Origin of the sequence: Cupriavidus pauculus, from assembly GCF_002858765.1 — a bacterium.
Taxonomy (GTDB): Bacteria; Pseudomonadota; Gammaproteobacteria; order Burkholderiales; family Burkholderiaceae; genus Cupriavidus; species Cupriavidus pauculus_B.
On record NZ_PJRP01000021.1, the window covers coordinates 95623 to 112643 of the forward strand.

Sequence of the window (17021 nt, forward strand, 5' to 3'; positions counted from 1 at the left end):
TTTCTTTGTGCCGGAGCTTCATGCCAGGGTGAGGCGGGACCACTCGCAAGCGAGAATGGTTAGCGCAGCATAAGCAACCACCCCCCCATCCGATACGCCGTGCCACTTTCATTTGAAATGCGTCATCCTCGAACAAGCGTGTCAGGAATTTTTCCATGGGGTTCTCCTGTTTGAGTCTCAATAGAACAGTTGGAATCGAAATCCGTTTGCGGTGAATGTCACGTGGCCATAGGCAAACATCACGGCGGTAGTGCAACTGAGGAAAATGGAAAGGAACAGCATCAGCTTTGGCTGTGTATTGTTCCGGCGACGTCTGGAATAACCATCCAACGTACCGAGCAGCACCAGGATCGAGCCCGAAACGATCATCGCGACGTGAAGGCAGAGCAGAAACCAGTCGTCTAGCCTAGGCCCGTCCGTTTGGTCAATCCACGATGCCAGCCCATGGCACGCGCTGGCATTCAGCGGAATCGCCGCCCACAACAGCTGCCCGTCCAGAATTGCCCGCCGCACGATTCCCTGGCTGCGCGAACGCGAGAACACAGGCACCTTGGCAAACGGGAGGAGGGCGAACGGCGCCAGCAACGGAATCGCCACGATGAAAACCAGCCAGCCGAACTGTTCGGATATACCTGCCATACCGCTCCCCCGGTAGCCATTGGACAAGGCTGTGCGTGACCGGCGTTGTATGCCTTCATGTTCACAACGCAGCGATCCTAGGTTTCGAGGCAGGGCGCGCCAAGAGGGGTTTTGTGAACTTGTGTGTCCAAAAACTAGGCGCTTGTGTCAGGTCATGAGACGGATCTCAGATTGCAACAGGAGTGGGGAGATCAGCGGGTTTTTCGCCAGTTTCCGGCGCTTGGGCTTGCTGCGTGCGCAGCCGTTCGCTCCAGGGCAGGTAGCGGGAATAGAGCAGGCGCATGCGATCCGTGCCGGGCGGCACGGGGATCTCGCCACGGACTTCCATGAACGCAATGGTCGCTTGCAGCAGCTTCGACTGCGCGTATCGGTCGCGCGCCGGCAAGTGGGGGTGGAGTTCGCGCCAGCGGCCGCCGGTGCATTCGATATGTGGCATTCCCAGCGCACAGTAGACCATTCCGCTGGAATAGAGATGCCACATGTACCAGTAGCCGCTCGTCACGCTCATTGCCCTGTGCCTTCGCTCTTGCGCTCGATACCTTGCCGAGACGGGTGTCCGAGCTCGTCGAGCCTTCAAATATTACTGAGGGCGGAGAGTCGATGGAACCCACAAACTGCACCAGAGTGTTACCGAGCGTGCCAAAGCGCACGTCCAAAAACAAAAACCGGCGCACAGGCGCCGGTTTTCTTGCAGCAAGGCAACGGAATTACTGGATCTTTGCCTTGTCCTTGAGCGACTTCATCATTGCCTGGAACTGTTCGCGCTGCCATGCCTGGTCGCCCATCATCATTTGCTGGAGCTGGGGCTTCACTTCCTCGAACGAGGGGATCTTCTGGTCGCGCACGTCCACGAGTTCGATGATGTGCCAGCCGAACTGGGTCTTGACCGGCGTATCGGTCATCTGACCCTTCTTCAGGACCGACATGGCCGCCGAAAACTCGGGCACGTAGCTGCCGCTGTTGGCCCAATCCAGATCGCCACCGTTGGCTGCCGAGCCAGTGTCCTTCGACGATGCCTTGGCCACGTCTTCAAACTTGGCGCCGGCCTTGATCTTGGCGATCAGTGCCTTGGCGTCCGCTTCCTTCTCCACGAGGATGTGGCGGGCGTGATATTCCTTGCCATTGCCGAACTGGCCCTTGATCTTCTCGTACTGCTTGCGCAGTTCGTCGTCGCTGGCGCCATGGGTGCGGACGTAGTCCTCGAATACCGCACCAGCCAGCACGTTCAGGCGAGCCTGTTCCAGCTGGTCCTGAATGTCGTCGCGTTGCAGGATGCCGCGCTTGGAGGCTTCCTGGACCAGCAGCTCACGGTCAATCAGCATGGTGCGGGCACGGTCGCGCAGTTCGGGCGAGGCGGGCTGGCCTGTGCCGGCGATCAGCTTGTCCACCTTGGCCGAGGGGATGGGCTTGCCATTCACAACGGCGGCGTTCTGGGCGAACACGGGCAGGCTGCCTGCAGCGAGCACAGCCGCCAGGCTGAACGAGAGGACGGTGGTCTTCATGGAGTCAGGTCTGAGAGTAGCGAGAGCGCGTCGCGTCATGCTTCGCGGGATTGATATTCTTGGTCGGTGTACGCGCTGACGGCCAGCGCATGAATTTGCGAGGGGAATAGTTCGCGCAGCGCATCATACACCATACGGTGACGGGTCACGCGGGATTGGCCGGCAAACCGGTTGCTGACGATCAGAACGTTGTAATGGCCCCCACCCGACGCCGCGCCGGCGTGGCCCGCATGGGCGGCGCTGTCATCGTGAACGTGCAGGTGGGTGGGTTCGAGCGCTGCACGCAGCAGCGCGTCGATGGTGGCGGGATCGGCTGCCATCGGTATTCCTTCCGGAGTGTGATCGGGGGGCGGCTAGTTATTCGGAGCGGCCTTCCTGCGAGGGGTTTTCCTCGATGTGGCGCGACAGCCAGATGCTCTGCGCGACGATGAAGACGACCATCAGGCCCATGCTGCCGAACAGCTTGAAATTGACCCAGGTGTCGGTAGAGAACTGATAAGCCACGTAGAGGTTCAGCACGCCCATCGCGGCGAAGAACGCGGCCCAGGCGACGTTGAGCCGGCCCCACATCGCGTCCGGCATCGTGACCTGCTTTTCCATCATGGCGCGGATCAGGTTCTTGCGCCAGCCGATGACCGAGCCGATCAGCGTGACCGCGAACAGCCAGTAGAGCACCGTGGGCTTCCACTTGATGAACGTTTCGTTGTGCAGCACGATCGTCGCGCCGCCGAATACGCCGATGATCAGCAGGCTGACCCATTGCATCGGTTCCACCTTGCCGTGGCGGATGCGCACCCAGGCAATCTGCAGCACGGTCGCCACAATGGCCGCCGCGGTGGCCGGATAGATGCCGAACAGCTTGAAGGCGACAAAAAACAGGATGACCGGGAACAGGTCGAACAGGAATTTCATGCGAACCAAATCAGGTGGGCGAACCCGGCATGGGGCCGGGTCGCTGGCAATCCGGCTGGCGGACTGGGCGTAGCGTCTGGTGTGCGGGTGCCGTCACCCGCGATCAGCCGGATCGCGATCGTCGAATTTTAGCGCAGCCGAGTTGATGCAATAGCGGAGACCGGTCGGGGCCGGGCCGTCCTCGAAGACATGGCCCAGATGGCTGCCGCATTCCTTGCAGCGGACTTCCACGCGCGTCATGCCGTGGGTGTGGTCCACATGCTCGGCAATCACCTCGCCGTTGATGGGCCGGAAATAGCTGGGCCAGCCGCAACCCGCGTCGAATTTGGTGGCCGACTCGAACAGCGGGGTGCCGCAGCCCACGCAGTGGTAGATGCCCTGGTCCCAGTGGTCCCAGTAGCGGCCCGTGAACGGGCGCTCGGTGGCCGCCTCGCGCGCCACGCGGTACTCGATGTCGGACAGTTGGTCACGCCATTCGGCGTCGGTCTTGGTGGTGGTCATCTCGTTTCCTTGGTGCGATCTCAGGCAGGCTGCCAGGCTTACGACGAACAGCTGACTTCGAGCCCCGATGCCCAGTCGGGCGGCAGGGCGGCGTAGTGTTCCGCTTCGGGCTGCTCGTCGAACGGTTTGGACAGCACGGCCAGCAGGCGGTCCACTTCCGAGAAGTCCTTGTCGCGCGCGGCACGGATCGCGGTTTCGGCCAAATGATTCCGGAGCACGTATTTCGGGTTGACTTGCCGCATTGCAACCCCACGGGTTGCGTCGTCGGGCTGTTCCGCCTGCAGACGGGCACGGTATTCGGCGGCCCAGGCGTCCCAGGCCGCACGGTCCAGGAACAGGTCGCGCACGGGCGCGTCGCGCGAGCCGTCCTGCGATCCCACCTGGGCCAGGTTGCGCCAGAACAGTGTGTAGTCCACGCGATTGGCGTGCATCACGCGGAACAGGTTTGTCATCAGCGTCTCGTCCTGGTCGTGCGCGGTGCGCAGGCCAAGCTTGGCGCGATAGTGGCGGAAGAACGCTTCGGCATACCGGTCGCGGAACGGGTCGAGCGCCTCGCGTGCGGCCTCCACGGCGGCGTCCTTGGCGGCCTCGGCGTCGGTGGCGTTCGCGTCGCGCCACAACGGTAGCAGGGCCTGCGCCAGGCAATGCAGGTTCCAGAACGCGATTTGCGGCTGCTGGCTGTACGCGTAACGGCCCTGCTGGTCGGAATGGTTGCAGATGTGATTGGCGTCGAATGCGTCCAGGAAGCCGAACGGACCATAGTCGATGGTCAGGCCCAGGATCGACATGTTGTCGGTGTTCATCACGCCGTGGCAGAAGCCCACGGCCTGCCAGTGGGCCACCATGTCCGCCGTGCGCAGCGACACCTCGCGCAGCAGCGCCTGGTATGGGCTGGCGGTGTCGCGGCAGGCCGGGTAGAAGCGGTCGATCACGAAATCGGCCAGCTGCTTCAGCGAGGCGTGGTCCTCGCGGGCGGCGAAATGCTCGAAATGGCCAAAGCGGATAAAGCTCGGCGCCAACCGCGTGACCACGGCCGATGTCTCGATGGTTTCGCGTCGCACCGGGGCGTCGGACCCAATGATCGCCAGCGCCCGCGTGGTGGGCACGCCCAGCGCATACATGGCTTCGGAGCACAGATACTCGCGGACCGACGAGCGCAACACCGCGCGGCCATCGGCCATGCGCGAGTAGGGGGTCAGGCCGGCGCCCTTGAGCTGGATTTCCCAGGGGCCGTCGGTCATCGTGGCCTCCGCCAGGCGGATGGCGCGGCCATCGCCAAGCTGCCCGGCCCAGACGCCGAACTGATGGCCCGAATAGACCGTGGCCAGCGGGTCTGCCCAGTCCGGCACGGCATTGCCCACGAAGGTATCGACGAACTTTGGATCCTGCGTGGCGGCACGCAAGCCGGCTTCATCCCATCCGAGCAGGGCTGCAGCCGCGGGGGCTACGCTGACTACATAAGGCGAAGGCAGGGCGGTCGGCGCCAGCCGCGTAAAAAACCGTTCGCCCAGTGCCGCCATGCCCGGCGCGGTCTTGAACGGCACGGGGAATGAAATACGCGGGAGGGCGTCGTTGGATTCAGTAGGCATAGACGGCGTGCATGACGCTAGGGGAAAACGACATATTGAGACACATCAGGGCTCGCAGTATTGTACTTGCACCGGTTTTCCCCTGCCGGCCAAGGGTTGTCCGCTGCGCGTAGACCAGTCAAAAAGCGACGCAAATATTGGACATCAATCCCGTGCATGGCAGGGTCTGCGTGTGGGCGCGAAGCGCTCGACCCACTACGCGTCAGTCCACCAACAACACCAACAAGTTTCTTCATTTTTTGTCGATGCTTTTGCAGGGTGCGGGATAGTCGGCCAAAAATAAGAACGGTTGTTCGTTTTTATCGAACCAAGGAGACCGTTTCATGGCATTGATGGGTCAAATGATGAGCGCGCCGCTGCTCATTTCCTCCATCATCAAGCACGCTGCGCGCTACTACGGCAGCACCGAAATCGTCTCGCGGCGAACGGAAGGCGACCTTCATCGATATACCTATCGCGACTGCGAACTGCGCGCCCGCAAGGTGGCCCAGGCGCTGGAGGCGTTGGGCGTGGCACAGGGCGAGCGCGTGGGCACGCTGGCCTGGAACGGCTACCGGCACCTGGAGATCTACTACGGGGTGTCGGGCATGGGTGCCGTCTGCCACACGATCAATCCGCGCCTGTTTCCGGAGCAGATCGCCTACATCGTCAATCACGCCGAAGACCAGTTCATCTTCTTCGATGCCACGTTCCTGCCGCTGGTGGAAGGCGTGGCGCCGCACTGCCCGAACGTGAAGGGCTGGGTCATGATGACCGACCGCGCGCATATGCCGGCGGAATCGAAGGTCGACCTGCTTTGCTACGAAGACCTGATCGACGCCCACGACGGCGCCTACGAATGGCCGGAATTCGACGAGAACCAGGCATCGAGCCTGTGCTACACGTCGGGCACCACCGGCAATCCGAAGGGCGCGCTGTACTCGCATCGCTCCACCGTGCTGCATTCGTATGCGTCGGCGCTGCCCGACGCGCTGGGCTGCTCGGCCAAGGACGTGATCCTGCCGGTGGTGCCGATGTTCCACGTCAATGCCTGGGGCCTGCCGTACTCGGTGCCGCTGGTAGGCGCCAAGCTGGTGTTCCCCGGCGCCAAGCTCGACGGGGCGTCGCTGTACGAACTGTTCGAGCAGGAAGGCGTGACGTTCTCCGCGGGGGTGCCCACCGTATGGCTGGGCCTGCTGCAATTCGTGCAGGCGAACAAGCTGACGTTCTCCACCTTCCGCCGCACGGTGATTGGCGGCTCGGCGGCGCCGCCGGCGATGATCCGCACGCTCGAGGCATTCGACGTGGAAGTCATTCACGCCTGGGGCATGACCGAGATGTCGCCGCTGGGCACGTCCTGCAAGCTGCTGGCGCGCCACAAGGACCTGTCCGAGGACGACCGGCACAAGATCCTGGAAAAGCAGGGCCGCGTGATCTACGGCGTGGACATGAAGATCGTGGATGGCGAGGGCCAGGAGCTGCCGTGGGACGGCAAGGCCTTTGGCGACCTGCTGGTGCGTGGCCCGTGGGTGATCGACCATTACTACCGCAACGACAACAACCCGCTGGTGGATGGCTGGTTTCCCACCGGTGACGTGGCCACGATTGACGAAGAGGGCTACATGCAGATCACGGACCGCAGCAAGGACGTGATCAAGTCTGGTGGCGAGTGGATTTCGTCGATCGACGTCGAGAACGTGGCGGCGGCCCATCCGGCCGTGCATATGGCTGCGTGCATCTCGGCGTACCACCCCAAGTGGGACGAGCGGCCGCTGCTGGTGGTGGTCAAGCGCCCCGGCATGGACGTCACGCGCGAGGATCTGCTGGGCTTCTTCGAGGGCAAGGTTGCCAAATGGTGGATTCCCGATGACGTGGCGTTCGTGACCGAGATTCCGCTGACGGCCACCGGCAAGATGCAGAAGCTCCGGCTGCGCGAGCAATTCAAGGACTACAAGCTGCCTGGCGCCTGAGGTCCGCACCGCGGCATCTCTGGGCAAACAAGGCAGCAGCAGGCATTTGCGGTGTCCCGCCATGGCGGTCACAGCGCAGACGCGGCGGCCCGGCGCGAGGAGGGCGCGGGCCGCCGGCCATCGCCAATGACAACAAGTGAAGGAGACAGGTATGACAAGGTTGCGTCCGCTGGTACGAGGTGTGGCTGCAGTTGTTGCTCTGGGTTCTGCGCTGGCATCGGGCGCCGCGGCGGCCGATACGGTGAAGATCGCCTTCATCGATCCGTTGTCGGGGCTGATGGCCCCGGTGGGGCAGAACCAGCTCAAGAGCTGGCAGTACGTGGCCGACGTGGCCAACCAGAAGGGCTGGGGCGGAGCGCACAAGTTCGAGGTGGTGGGCTTCGACAACAAGCTGAGCCCGCAGGAAAGCCTGACCATCCTCAAGCAGGTGGTGGACCAGAATATCCGCTACATCGTGCAGGGCAACGGCTCGTCGGTGGGCCTGGCGCTGGAAGACGCGGTGGCCAAGCACAACGAGCGCAACCCGGGCAAGGAAATCGTCTACCTGAACTACGCCGCGGTAGACCCGGACATGACCAACAGCAAATGCAGCTACTGGCATTTCCGGCTTGACGCCAATTCCGACATGAAGATGGAGGCCCTGACCACCTACCTGGCCAAGGACCCCAACGTCAAGAAGGTCTACCTGATCAACCAGAACTATTCGTTCGGCCACCAGGTGGCACGGGCGGCCAAGGACTACCTGAAGCGCAAGCGGCCTGACGTCCAGATTGTTGGCGAAGACCTGCACCCGCTGGCGCAGGTCAAGGATTTCGCGCCGTACGCGGCCAAGATCAAGGCATCGGGCGCCGATACGGTGATCACCGGCAACTGGGGCAGCGACCTAGCCCTGCTGATCAAGGCGGGCAAGGACGCTGGCCTGCCGGTCAACTACTACACCTACTACGCCGCCACGACGGGCGTGCCTACCGCCATGGGCGCGGCCGGTGCCGAGCACGTCAAGTACGTGGGCTACTACAACCCGAACAACGCCACCTTCCGGGGTGGAGACATCGTCGAGGGCTACAAGAAGAAGTACAACGACGACTTCTACGTGATGGCGTCGTACACGGGCGTGGCCATGCTGGCCAAGGCCATCAAGGACTCGGGCTCCACCGATCCGGTCAAGGTGGCCAAGGCCATGGAAGGCCTGAAGGTGGAGAGCATGAACGGCACGGTGGAGATGCGTGCCAGCGACCACCAGGCCCAGCAGCCGCTGGTGGTAGCCACCTGGACCAAGGTCAACGGCAAGGACATCAAGTTCGACCAGGAAAACACCGGCTATGGCTGGAAGACCAATGCGACGCTTGACCAGTTCGTGGCGGCGCAGCCCACTTCGTGCCAGATGAAGCGGCCGGGCAGCGGAAGCTGACGCTGCGGCAAGTGGGAAGGGGTTCCCCGCCACGCGGGAACCCCTGACAATATGGCTTTTGTCGGGTCAGGCTCCGGCTCCGGGAGCAGGCCCTGAGGACTTGCCGTGGAATTCTTCATCATCTCGCTACTGAACGGCGTCAGCTACGGCTTGCTGCTGTTCATGCTGTCATCGGGGCTTACGCTGATCTTCAGCATGATGGGCGTGCTCAACTTCGCCCATGCCAGCTTCTACATGCTGGGCGCCTACTTTGCGTACACCATCGCCACCAAGTTCGGCTTCTGGCCGGCGCTGATCCTGGCGCCCCTGCTGGTGGCCGGTGCCGGCGCACTGGTGGAGCGCTTCGGGCTGCGTACCGTTCACAAGTACGGCCATGTGGCCGAACTGCTATTTACTTTCGGCCTGGCCTACCTGATCGAGGAAGGCGTCAAGCTGGTCTGGGGCCTGGCTGCCGTGCCGTACCGTATTCCGGCCGAGCTGGATGGGCCGCTGTTCACGGTCTTTACCTCGTCGTTCCCGAAATATCGCGCGTTCATGATGCTGGTGTCGCTGGGCATGCTGGTAGCGATCTACCTGGTGCTGACGCGTACCCGCATTGGCCTGGTCATCCAGGCAGCGCTGACCCATCCGGAGATGGTCGAGGCGCTGGGCCACAACGTGCCGCGCGTGTTCATGATGGTGTTCGGCGGCGGGGCGGCGCTGGCCGGCCTGGCCGGCGTGATCGGCGGCAACGCCTTTGTCACCGAGCCGTCGATGGCGGCGGCCGTCGGGTCGATCGTCTTTGTCGTGGCGGTGGTGGGCGGCATGGGCTCGCTGGTCGGGGCGTTCATCGCATCGATCCTGATCGGGGTGCTGCAGACGTTCGCGGTCACCATTGATGCGTCGCTGGCCGGCCTGTTCGACAGCTTCGGCATGGCCATCACCGATGCCACGCCATTCAGTTCGGTCTGGAAGCTCACCGTCGCCCAGGTGGCGCCCGTGCTGCCGTACCTGCTGCTGGTGGTCATGCTGATATTCCGCCCGCGCGGGCTGATGGGCACCCGGGAGAGCTGAGCGATGGAGTCGACGACGATGGAACAAAGCTCCCAGCCGGTCGTGACGGGCCGCACTCTGCGCTACCGCCCGCTGAACCTGGCACGCTGGATCATCTGGACCACCACGGCACTGCTGATGCTGGTGATGCCGCTGGCCTTCACTGGCGGGTTTGCGGTGACGCTGATGTCCCAGATGGGCATCATGATCATCTTTGCGCTGTCATACAACATGCTGCTGGGGCAGACCGGCATGCTGTCGTTCGGCCACGCCGTGTACTCGGGCCTGGGCGCGTTTATCGCGGTGCACGTGCTGAACATGATTGGCGCCGGCAAGGTCTGGCTGCCGGTATCGATGCTGCCCCTGGTGGGCGGGCTGGCCGGCGCGTTCTTCGGCGTGCTGTTCGGCTACGTGACGACCAAGAAGTCCGGCACCACATTCGCCATGATCACGATGGGCATCGGCGAGATGGTGTTTGCCAGTTCGCTGATGTTCCCCGATTTCTTTGGCGGCGAAGGCGGCATCTCCACCAATCGCGTGGTCGGCGATCCGATCCTGGGCATTACGTACGGCCCGGGCCGGCAGGTGTACTACCTGATCGCGATCTGGTGCTTCCTGTCGATGGTGGCCATGTACGCCTGGACCCAGACGCCGCTGGGCCGTATCGCCAACGCGGTACGGGACAATCCCGAGCGCGTGGAATTCATCGGCTACAACACCCAGCGCGTGCGCTACCTGGTGCTGATCCTGTCGGCGTTCTTCGCCGGCATTGCCGGGGCGCTGTCGGCCGTCAACTTCGAGATCGTGTCGGCGGAAAACGTCAGCGCGGTGCGATCGGGCGGGGTGCTGCTGGCGGCGTTCATCGGCGGCGCGGGCGTGTTCTTCGGCCCGGTCATCGGGGCCATCGTCTTCACCCTGTTCGCGGTGGCGCTGTCAGACCTGACCAAGGCCTGGCTGCTGTACCTGGGGCTGTTCTTCGTGGGCATGGTGATGTTCGTGCCGGGCGGCATCGCCAGCCTGCTGTTGATGCAGCTGCCGCTGGTGGCAAAGAAACAGTTCGGCCGCATGCTGCCGTCGTATGCGCGGGCCGGCGTGGCCGGTCTGGTGCTGCTGGCGGCCATGATCCTGACGGTGGAGATGGTCTACAAGGTCCAGGTCGACAGTGCCAATGGCACGGCGATGTCGCTGCTGGGTATCGGTTTCGACGCCGGCACGCTGGTGCCATGGATCGTGGCGGCGGCGTTGTGGGCGCTGGGCTATGCAGCATGGCGCTGGGCGACGGCGAAGGTGCGCGCGGAACTGGACGCCATCCAGGCGGAAACGGGAGGTCTGGCATGAACGCCGCACTCGAACTTTCGGACGTCCGCAAGCGGTTCGGGCAGACCGAGATCATCCGGGGGGTCACGCTGACCATCGGCAAGGGCGAGCGGCATGCGCTGATCGGCCCGAACGGGGCGGGGAAGTCGACCACTTTCAATCTCATCTCGGGCCGGTTCGCGCCCACCTCCGGGGCCGTGAAGCTGAACGGCCAGAGCATTGCCGGGCTGCGGCCGTTCGAGATCAACCGCATGGGGTTGTCGCGCAGCTTCCAGATCACGAACATCTTCCACCGGCTGTCGGTCTTCGAGAACCTGCGCTGCGCGGTGCTGTGGTCGCTGGGCTACAAGTATTCGTTCTGGCACCGCCTGTCGGCGTTGCGCGACGCGAAGGCGCGTGCCGACGAAGTGCTTGAGCTGATCGGCATGCAGCACCGCCGTAATACCCAGGCCGGACTGCTGACCTATGCCGAGCAGCGCGCGTTGGAAATCGGCATCACCATCGCGGGCGGCGCCGAGGTCATCCTGCTGGACGAGCCGACGGCCGGCATGAGCCGCTCGGAATCGGACCATGCCGTGGAGTTGATCCGCAAGGTAACCGTGGGCAAGACCCTGATCATGGTGGAGCACGACATGAGCGTGGTGTTCGGGCTGGCCGATCGCATATCCGTGCTGGTCTACGGCGAGGTCATCGCCACCGATACGCCCGAGGCCATCCGCAACAACCGCCGCGTCAAGGAAGCCTATCTGGGCACCACGCTCGACGAACCCGCGCTGGCAGGAGCCCACGAATGAGCAAGCCCATGCTGGAAGTCACCGGCCTGCACGCCTACTACGGCAAGAGCCATATCCTGCATGGCGTGGACGCGCACGTCGACGAAGGCGAGATCGTGGCGCTGCTGGGCCGCAACGGCGTGGGACGCTCGACCATGGCCAAGGCCATCCTGGGCATGGTCAAGGCTGAAGGATCGGTACGTTTTCGTGGCGACGAAATCCTGGGCCGCCGCACGTTCGAGATTGCCCATGCCGGCATCGGCTATGTGCCGGAAAACCGAGACATCTTCCCGACCCTGACCGTGCGGCAGAACCTGCTGCTGGGCGAGAAGCGCAATCCGCGCCAGCAGAAGCCGCGCTGGAGCGTGGAGGACATGTATCGCATGTTCCCACGGCTCAAGGAGCGCGAGAACACGTCGGCCGGCGTGCTGTCGGGCGGCGAGCAGCAGATGCTGACACTGTGCCGCACACTGATGGGCGACCCCGACCTGATCCTGATCGATGAGCCGACCGAGGGCCTGGCGCCGATGATCGTCACGCTGGTGGGCGACTTCCTGAAGACGCTCAAGGAGCGGGGCGTGTCGGTGCTGCTGATCGAGCAGAAGCTGGCCATTGCGCTGGATATCTCGCAGCGCGTCTACGTGATGGGCCACGGGCATATCGTGTTCGAGGGCACGCCCGTCGAACTCAAGGCCAATGCCCAGATCCGGAAGGAGTGGCTGGAGGTGTGAACGACGATGCGGTGCCCGTTTTTTCGGTCGCCGTGGGCGTGCCGAAATCCGAACCACCTTACAGTTGCCCGCTCATCCGCAGCGGGGCCACATCGCAACTTCGGCAGGATGCCTGTCGTGCTCTTATCTATCGGGTCTTGATGTCGGCCGCTGGCATATGCGCCGCTGTCTGATCGAGTATGACTTCCGGCTCGTCTGCTTCGAGACCGGTCTCGCCGTCTAGCCTGCTGTGCATCCGCTCGACGTCCAGATCGCCGGTCCACTTTGCCACGACGACCGTGGCGACGCCGTTCCCGATCAAGTTGGTCAGGGCGCGTGCCTCCGACATGAAGCGGTCGATGCCCAGAATCAGGGCAAGCCCGGCGACGGGAACGTGGCCCACCGCGGAAAGCGTAGCGGCGAGGACGATGAAGCCGCTACCTGTTACGCCGGCGGCGCCCTTCGAGGTCAGCAGCAGGACCGCTAGCAAGGTAAGTTGCTGGAGCAGGGTCATGTCGGTATTGGTGGCCTGGGCGATGAACACCGCCGCCATCGTCAGGTAAATCGATGTGCCATCCAGGTTGAAGGAGTAGCCGGTCGGGATCACCAGGCCGACCACCGATTTGCGGGCGCCAAGGTTTTCGAGCTTGGCCATCATCCGGGGCAGCACGGATTCCGAGGACGACGTGCCAAGCACGATCAGTAGCTCTTCCTTGATGTACTTGATGAACTTCCAGATCGAGAACCCATGGAATCGCGCGATGGATCCGAGCACGACGAAAATGAAAAGCAGGCAGGTGGCGTAGAACGTGGCCATGAGCTGGCCAAGCTGGAGCAGCGAACTCACGCCATATTTGCCGATGGTGAATGCCATGGCGCCGAAGGCCCCGATTGGCGCGACCTTCATGATGTATCCAACGATGGTAAACAGCACGTGCGAGAACTTTTCGATGAAATCGAAAACCAGCGTGCCGCGCCCGCCGAACCTGTGCAGCGCAAAGCCGAACATGACGGCAAATAGCAGAACCTGAAGGATTTCGCCTTTGGCGAACGCGTCCACGACCGTGTTGGGGATCACGTTCATCAGGAAATCGACGGTGCCCTGCATCTTGCCGGGGCCGGTGTAGGCGGCTATGCCCTTGGTGTCCAGGGTGGCAGCGTCGACGTTCATGCCTGCACCGGGCTTGACGATATTGATGATCAGCAACCCGACCAATAGCGCAATGCTGCTGACGACCTCGAAATAGAGCAGCGCCAGGCCGCCAGTCTTGCCGACCTTCTTCATATCTTCCATGCCGGCAATGCCCACGACGACCGTGCAGAAGATGATCGGCGCGATGATCATCTTGATCAGCTTGATGAAGCCGTCGCCCAGCGGCTTCATGGCTTCGCCGGTCTGGGGATAGAAGTGACCAAGAATGACGCCAAGAATAATGGCGGTAATGACCTGAAAGTAGAGAGACTTGTAGAGCGGCTTTGAATGTTCGGCTTTATCCATGATCGTCTCCATTGCTGGTTCAGTGCCGGAAGCCGGCCATCGACCGCATCGTCCTGGCCATTTACCTCGATCCCTGCGCCGTTTTTCGGGAACACGCTAAGGCGAGCTTAGTGCCGGGCAGTTGGGCTTGGGTATGGACCGAAAGACCTAGAACGAACGCGGAGACATGCCCCGCAAGGAAAATCGGGCTATTGATCGACGAAAGTGCAGGTTGCGGCACGAGTGGCGCGACGCAATGCCCGACCCGGGCGGTTTCCGCAATGGGAAGTGGACCAAAGTCCATTGTCTGAAATCACTCGACGCCACATATTGGAGAGGGTAAAAGCCGGGAAGTCCGGCCATCGGAGCATCGATATTCGCCGCATGCCGCGCGTGGGAGGTACAAACCAATGCTGTCCAAGTTGATGGCGATGTATCGCTACTTCATGTCAGTCGTACCGTTCCGGCTGACGCCCGCCATTATCGCCACGGTTGTCCTGATAACACTGCTGCTCCTTCCCGCTCCAGAGGGGCTGAAGCCCGAGGCCTGGCACCTGGTTGCGATCTTCCTGACCACGATTATCGCCATCATCCTCAAGGTGATGCCGATCGGCGTCATGGCAATGATGGCGATCGTGATCGTGTCGCTGGCGCAGGTGACGTCGCCAACGTCGAAGGGCGCCATTGCCGATGCGCTGAGCAGTTTCTCGAATCCGCTGATCTGGCTGATCGTCGTGGCGATCCTGATCTCGCGCGGATTGAAGAAAACGGGGCTGGGCAACCGGATCGGTCTGATGTTCATTGCCCTGCTGGGCAAGCGCACGGTTGGCATTGGCTACGGACTTACCATCTGCGAACTGGTGCTGGCACCGTTCACCCCAAGCAATACGGCGCGCGGGGGCGGTATCGTCCACCCTATCATGCGGTCGATCGCCGGCGCCTTCGACTCGGACCCGGCCAAGGGGACGCAGGGCAAGGTCGGGACATACCTGGCGCTGGTGAACTACCACGCCAACCCGATTACCTCCGCCATGTTCCTGACCGCCACCGCGCCGAACCCGCTGGTGGTGGACTACGTGGCCAAGGCCAGCGGCCAGGCGCTGCACCTGACCTGGACCACCTGGGCCCTGTGCATGCTGCTGCCTGGCCTGCTCTGCCTGCTTTTAATGCCGCTGATCATCTACGTGCTGTCCCCTCCGGAACTGAAGGTCACGCCCAATGCCATCGACTACGCGCGCGGCGAGCTTGCGCGCATGGGGCCGCTGAGCGGCAAGGAACGCGTCATGATGGGCGTGTTCGCGATGATGCTGGTCCTGTGGGCCAATCTGCCCGCGATGATCTTCGGGCCCGCCTACACGCTGGATCCGACCGTGGTTGCTTTCCTTGGCCTCTTTGCGCTGATCATCACCGGGACGATCGACTGGGACGATGTGCTCTCCGAAAAGAGCGCCTGGGACACGCTGATCTGGTTCGGGGCGCTGGTGATGCTTGCCGAGCAGCTCAACAAGCTGGGTGTGATTGCCTGGTTTTCGGCCGACATGCGCGATGCCATCGCCGCCAGCGGCATGGAATGGAAAGGGATTGCCGCCGTACTGGTGCTGGCTTTCGTGTTCTCTCACTACCTGTTCGCCAGTACCACGGCCCATATCAGCGCCATGATGCTCGCGTTTCTCACGGTGGGCGCGCATCTGATCCCGCCGGAATACATTCCGCCATTCATGCTGATGATGACGGCCGGGTCGGCGATCATGATGACGCTGACCCACTACGCGACCGGTACGTCGCCGATCATCTTCGGCAGCGGCTACGTCACGCTGGGGCAGTGGTGGCGGGCTGGCGCGGTGATGTGCGTGTTCGAGCTGGCGGTCTTCGCCGTGGTCGGGGGTATTTGGTGGAAGGTGCTGGGATTCTGGTGACACCGCGCAATGTTCGTGGGCCTTGCGGAGCCCCGGCCGGTGCCGGCGTCAGGCCATCAGGAGGTTTTCGTATTCCTCGCGGAACTGGTGCATGGAGCTTTCCACTACGGTCACAGCACCGTCGATCAGTCCGCAACGGCCGCTGCCTGGCAGGATGCGGCAGAGGTTTTCCAGCGCCTCAAGGTCTGCCCGCACGCCGCGCCCGGTGTCGATCCGGTTGAGCAGCCGCATCAACTGGAAGGTGCCGCCCTTGCAGGAAGGGCACTGGCCGCACGAACCCTGGGCGAAAAAGCTCACATACTCGGCAACCTTGCGAACGATGCTGGTGCCTTCCGAGACGACGATCATGGCCCCGGTCCCCAGGCTCGAACGCCGCTGACGGACCGAGTCGAAATCAAGCGGCACGTCGAGATCGCGTTTGGTCAGCAGGGTGTTCGACGGGCCGCCCGTAAAGACCGCCTTGAACTCCTTGCCCTGCAGCATGCCGCCGCCGTGTCCGAACACCAGCGATTCCAGGCTCGTCCCCATGGGCAGTTCGTACAGCCCTGGGCGCAGCACGTCACCCGAAAGCGAATAGAGCTTCGTGCCCACCGCCTTGCCCAGACCGAGATCCCGATACCACTGGGCGCCATGGCGCAGGATGCCCGGCACATGGGCCAGGGTCTCGGTGTTGTTCACGATGGTCGGCGCGCCATGGACGCCGTGCTCTGCGGGATAGGGCGGCTTGCGACGCGGGAACGGAAAGCCGCCCTCGACGCTCGCGATCACTGCCGTCTCTTCGCCGCCGATGTACAGGCCCGAGCTGGGTATGACGCGCAGCGAGACGGCGCCACCGACCACGGCCGCCAGACGGTCGAATAGCGGAAGGGTCTGCCACTGCTGCACCGCCAGACGCGTAACCGCCAGCGATTGCAACTGGTGCGGATTGACGTACAGGACGACATGGTTAGCCCGGGTGGCGGCCGCCGCGATCAGCGCGCCCTCGATCACCTGGTGTGGCGTGTGCTCCAGCAGGAAGCGATCCTTGAAGGTGCCCGGCTCGTCTTCGTTGCCGTTGCAGATGACATATTTGTCCCCGTCGGGCGCCGCCGCGACGGGCGCCCATTTTCGGTGCGTCAGGAATCCGGCGCCGCCCATGCCGCGCAGTTCCGCTTGTGCGATTTCACCGATGATCGCGGCTGGATCGGTCAGGGCCCGGGCCAGTCCTTCGCCGCCACCATGCGCCAGCCACGCATCCAGGTCGGCACCGACCCGGATGTTCTCATTCAGCAGGACCTTGTCCGGGCGTTCCAT

At 63.0% G+C, this 17021-nt stretch carries 16 protein-coding genes; 7 read left to right on the forward strand and 9 right to left on the reverse strand.

Going from position 1 to position 17021, the window contains the following annotated elements:
* Positions 1-177 precede the first annotated feature (177 nt).
* The 7 genes from CYJ10_RS29730 to CYJ10_RS29760 form a co-directional block, all read right to left on the reverse strand.
* The gene (locus CYJ10_RS29730) at positions 178-639 is read right to left on the reverse strand and encodes a hypothetical protein (protein WP_180863110.1); all 462 of its coding nucleotides are present in this window, start codon (positions 637-639) and stop codon (positions 178-180) included.
* A 166-nt stretch (positions 640-805) separates the two neighbouring features.
* Entirely contained in the window at positions 806-1147 is a 342-nt protein-coding gene (locus CYJ10_RS29735) for a hypothetical protein (RefSeq protein WP_101685026.1), read from the reverse strand.
* A gap of 199 nt (positions 1148-1346) precedes the next feature.
* Positions 1347-2141 carry a peptidylprolyl isomerase gene (locus tag CYJ10_RS29740; protein ID WP_101685027.1) on the reverse strand — a complete coding sequence of 265 codons (795 nt, stop codon included), beginning with the start codon at positions 2139-2141 and terminating at the stop codon, positions 1347-1349.
* Between the two features lie 35 nt (positions 2142-2176).
* Entirely contained in the window at positions 2177-2461 is a 285-nt protein-coding gene (locus tag CYJ10_RS29745; RefSeq protein WP_101685028.1) for a BolA family protein, read from the reverse strand.
* Between the two features lie 37 nt (positions 2462-2498).
* The gene (locus CYJ10_RS29750) at positions 2499-3053 is read right to left on the reverse strand and encodes a septation protein A (protein ID WP_101685029.1); all 555 of its coding nucleotides are present in this window, start codon (positions 3051-3053) and stop codon (positions 2499-2501) included.
* A 93-nt stretch (positions 3054-3146) separates the two neighbouring features.
* Entirely contained in the window at positions 3147-3554 is a 408-nt protein-coding gene (gene msrB, locus CYJ10_RS29755) for a peptide-methionine (R)-S-oxide reductase MsrB (protein WP_101685030.1), read from the reverse strand.
* A 38-nt stretch (positions 3555-3592) separates the two neighbouring features.
* Complete coding sequence (locus tag CYJ10_RS29760) at positions 3593-5143, reverse strand: protein adenylyltransferase SelO (protein WP_101685031.1); 1551 nt, start codon at positions 5141-5143, stop codon at positions 3593-3595.
* Positions 5144-5466: 323 nt separating this feature from the next.
* Between CYJ10_RS29760 and CYJ10_RS29765 the strand changes: the two genes are divergently transcribed.
* From CYJ10_RS29765 to CYJ10_RS29790, 6 genes are all read left to right on the forward strand, one after another.
* Complete coding sequence (locus CYJ10_RS29765; protein ID WP_101685032.1) at positions 5467-7092, forward strand: 3-(methylthio)propionyl-CoA ligase; 1626 nt, start codon at positions 5467-5469, stop codon at positions 7090-7092.
* 151 nt (positions 7093-7243) lie between these two features.
* On the forward strand, positions 7244-8503 hold the full coding sequence (locus CYJ10_RS29770; protein ID WP_101685033.1) for a branched-chain amino acid ABC transporter substrate-binding protein: 1260 nt from the start codon (positions 7244-7246) through the stop codon (positions 8501-8503).
* A 105-nt stretch (positions 8504-8608) separates the two neighbouring features.
* Positions 8609-9556 (forward strand): branched-chain amino acid ABC transporter permease, encoded by a 948-nt coding sequence (locus CYJ10_RS29775; RefSeq protein WP_101685034.1) that lies wholly within the window; start codon positions 8609-8611, stop codon positions 9554-9556.
* Between the two features lie 3 nt (positions 9557-9559).
* Positions 9560-10873, forward strand: a complete 1314-nt coding sequence (locus tag CYJ10_RS29780; RefSeq protein ID WP_101685035.1) for a branched-chain amino acid ABC transporter permease — start codon at positions 9560-9562, stop codon at positions 10871-10873.
* Complete coding sequence (locus CYJ10_RS29785) at positions 10870-11646, forward strand: ABC transporter ATP-binding protein (RefSeq protein WP_101685036.1); 777 nt, start codon at positions 10870-10872, stop codon at positions 11644-11646. The genes CYJ10_RS29780 and CYJ10_RS29785 overlap by 4 nt, the downstream gene beginning before the upstream one ends.
* The gene (locus tag CYJ10_RS29790; RefSeq protein ID WP_101685037.1) at positions 11643-12356 is read left to right on the forward strand and encodes an ABC transporter ATP-binding protein; all 714 of its coding nucleotides are present in this window, start codon (positions 11643-11645) and stop codon (positions 12354-12356) included. The genes CYJ10_RS29785 and CYJ10_RS29790 overlap by 4 nt, the downstream gene beginning before the upstream one ends.
* Before the next feature lie 127 nt (positions 12357-12483).
* Here CYJ10_RS29790 and CYJ10_RS29795 read toward each other — a convergent pair whose 3' ends face one another.
* Complete coding sequence (locus CYJ10_RS29795; RefSeq protein WP_101685038.1) at positions 12484-13833, reverse strand: dicarboxylate/amino acid:cation symporter; 1350 nt, start codon at positions 13831-13833, stop codon at positions 12484-12486.
* Between the two features lie 389 nt (positions 13834-14222).
* Here CYJ10_RS29795 and CYJ10_RS29800 point away from each other — a divergent pair, with 389 nt between their 5' ends.
* Positions 14223-15728 (forward strand): DASS family sodium-coupled anion symporter, encoded by a 1506-nt coding sequence (locus CYJ10_RS29800; RefSeq protein ID WP_101685039.1) that lies wholly within the window; start codon positions 14223-14225, stop codon positions 15726-15728.
* A 48-nt stretch (positions 15729-15776) separates the two neighbouring features.
* On the opposite strand, the gene CYJ10_RS29805 is transcribed toward CYJ10_RS29800, so the two are convergent.
* Positions 15777-17021: a complex I 51 kDa subunit family protein gene (locus tag CYJ10_RS29805; protein ID WP_101685040.1), complete on the reverse strand. Its 1245-nt coding sequence runs from the start codon at positions 17019-17021 to the stop codon at positions 15777-15779.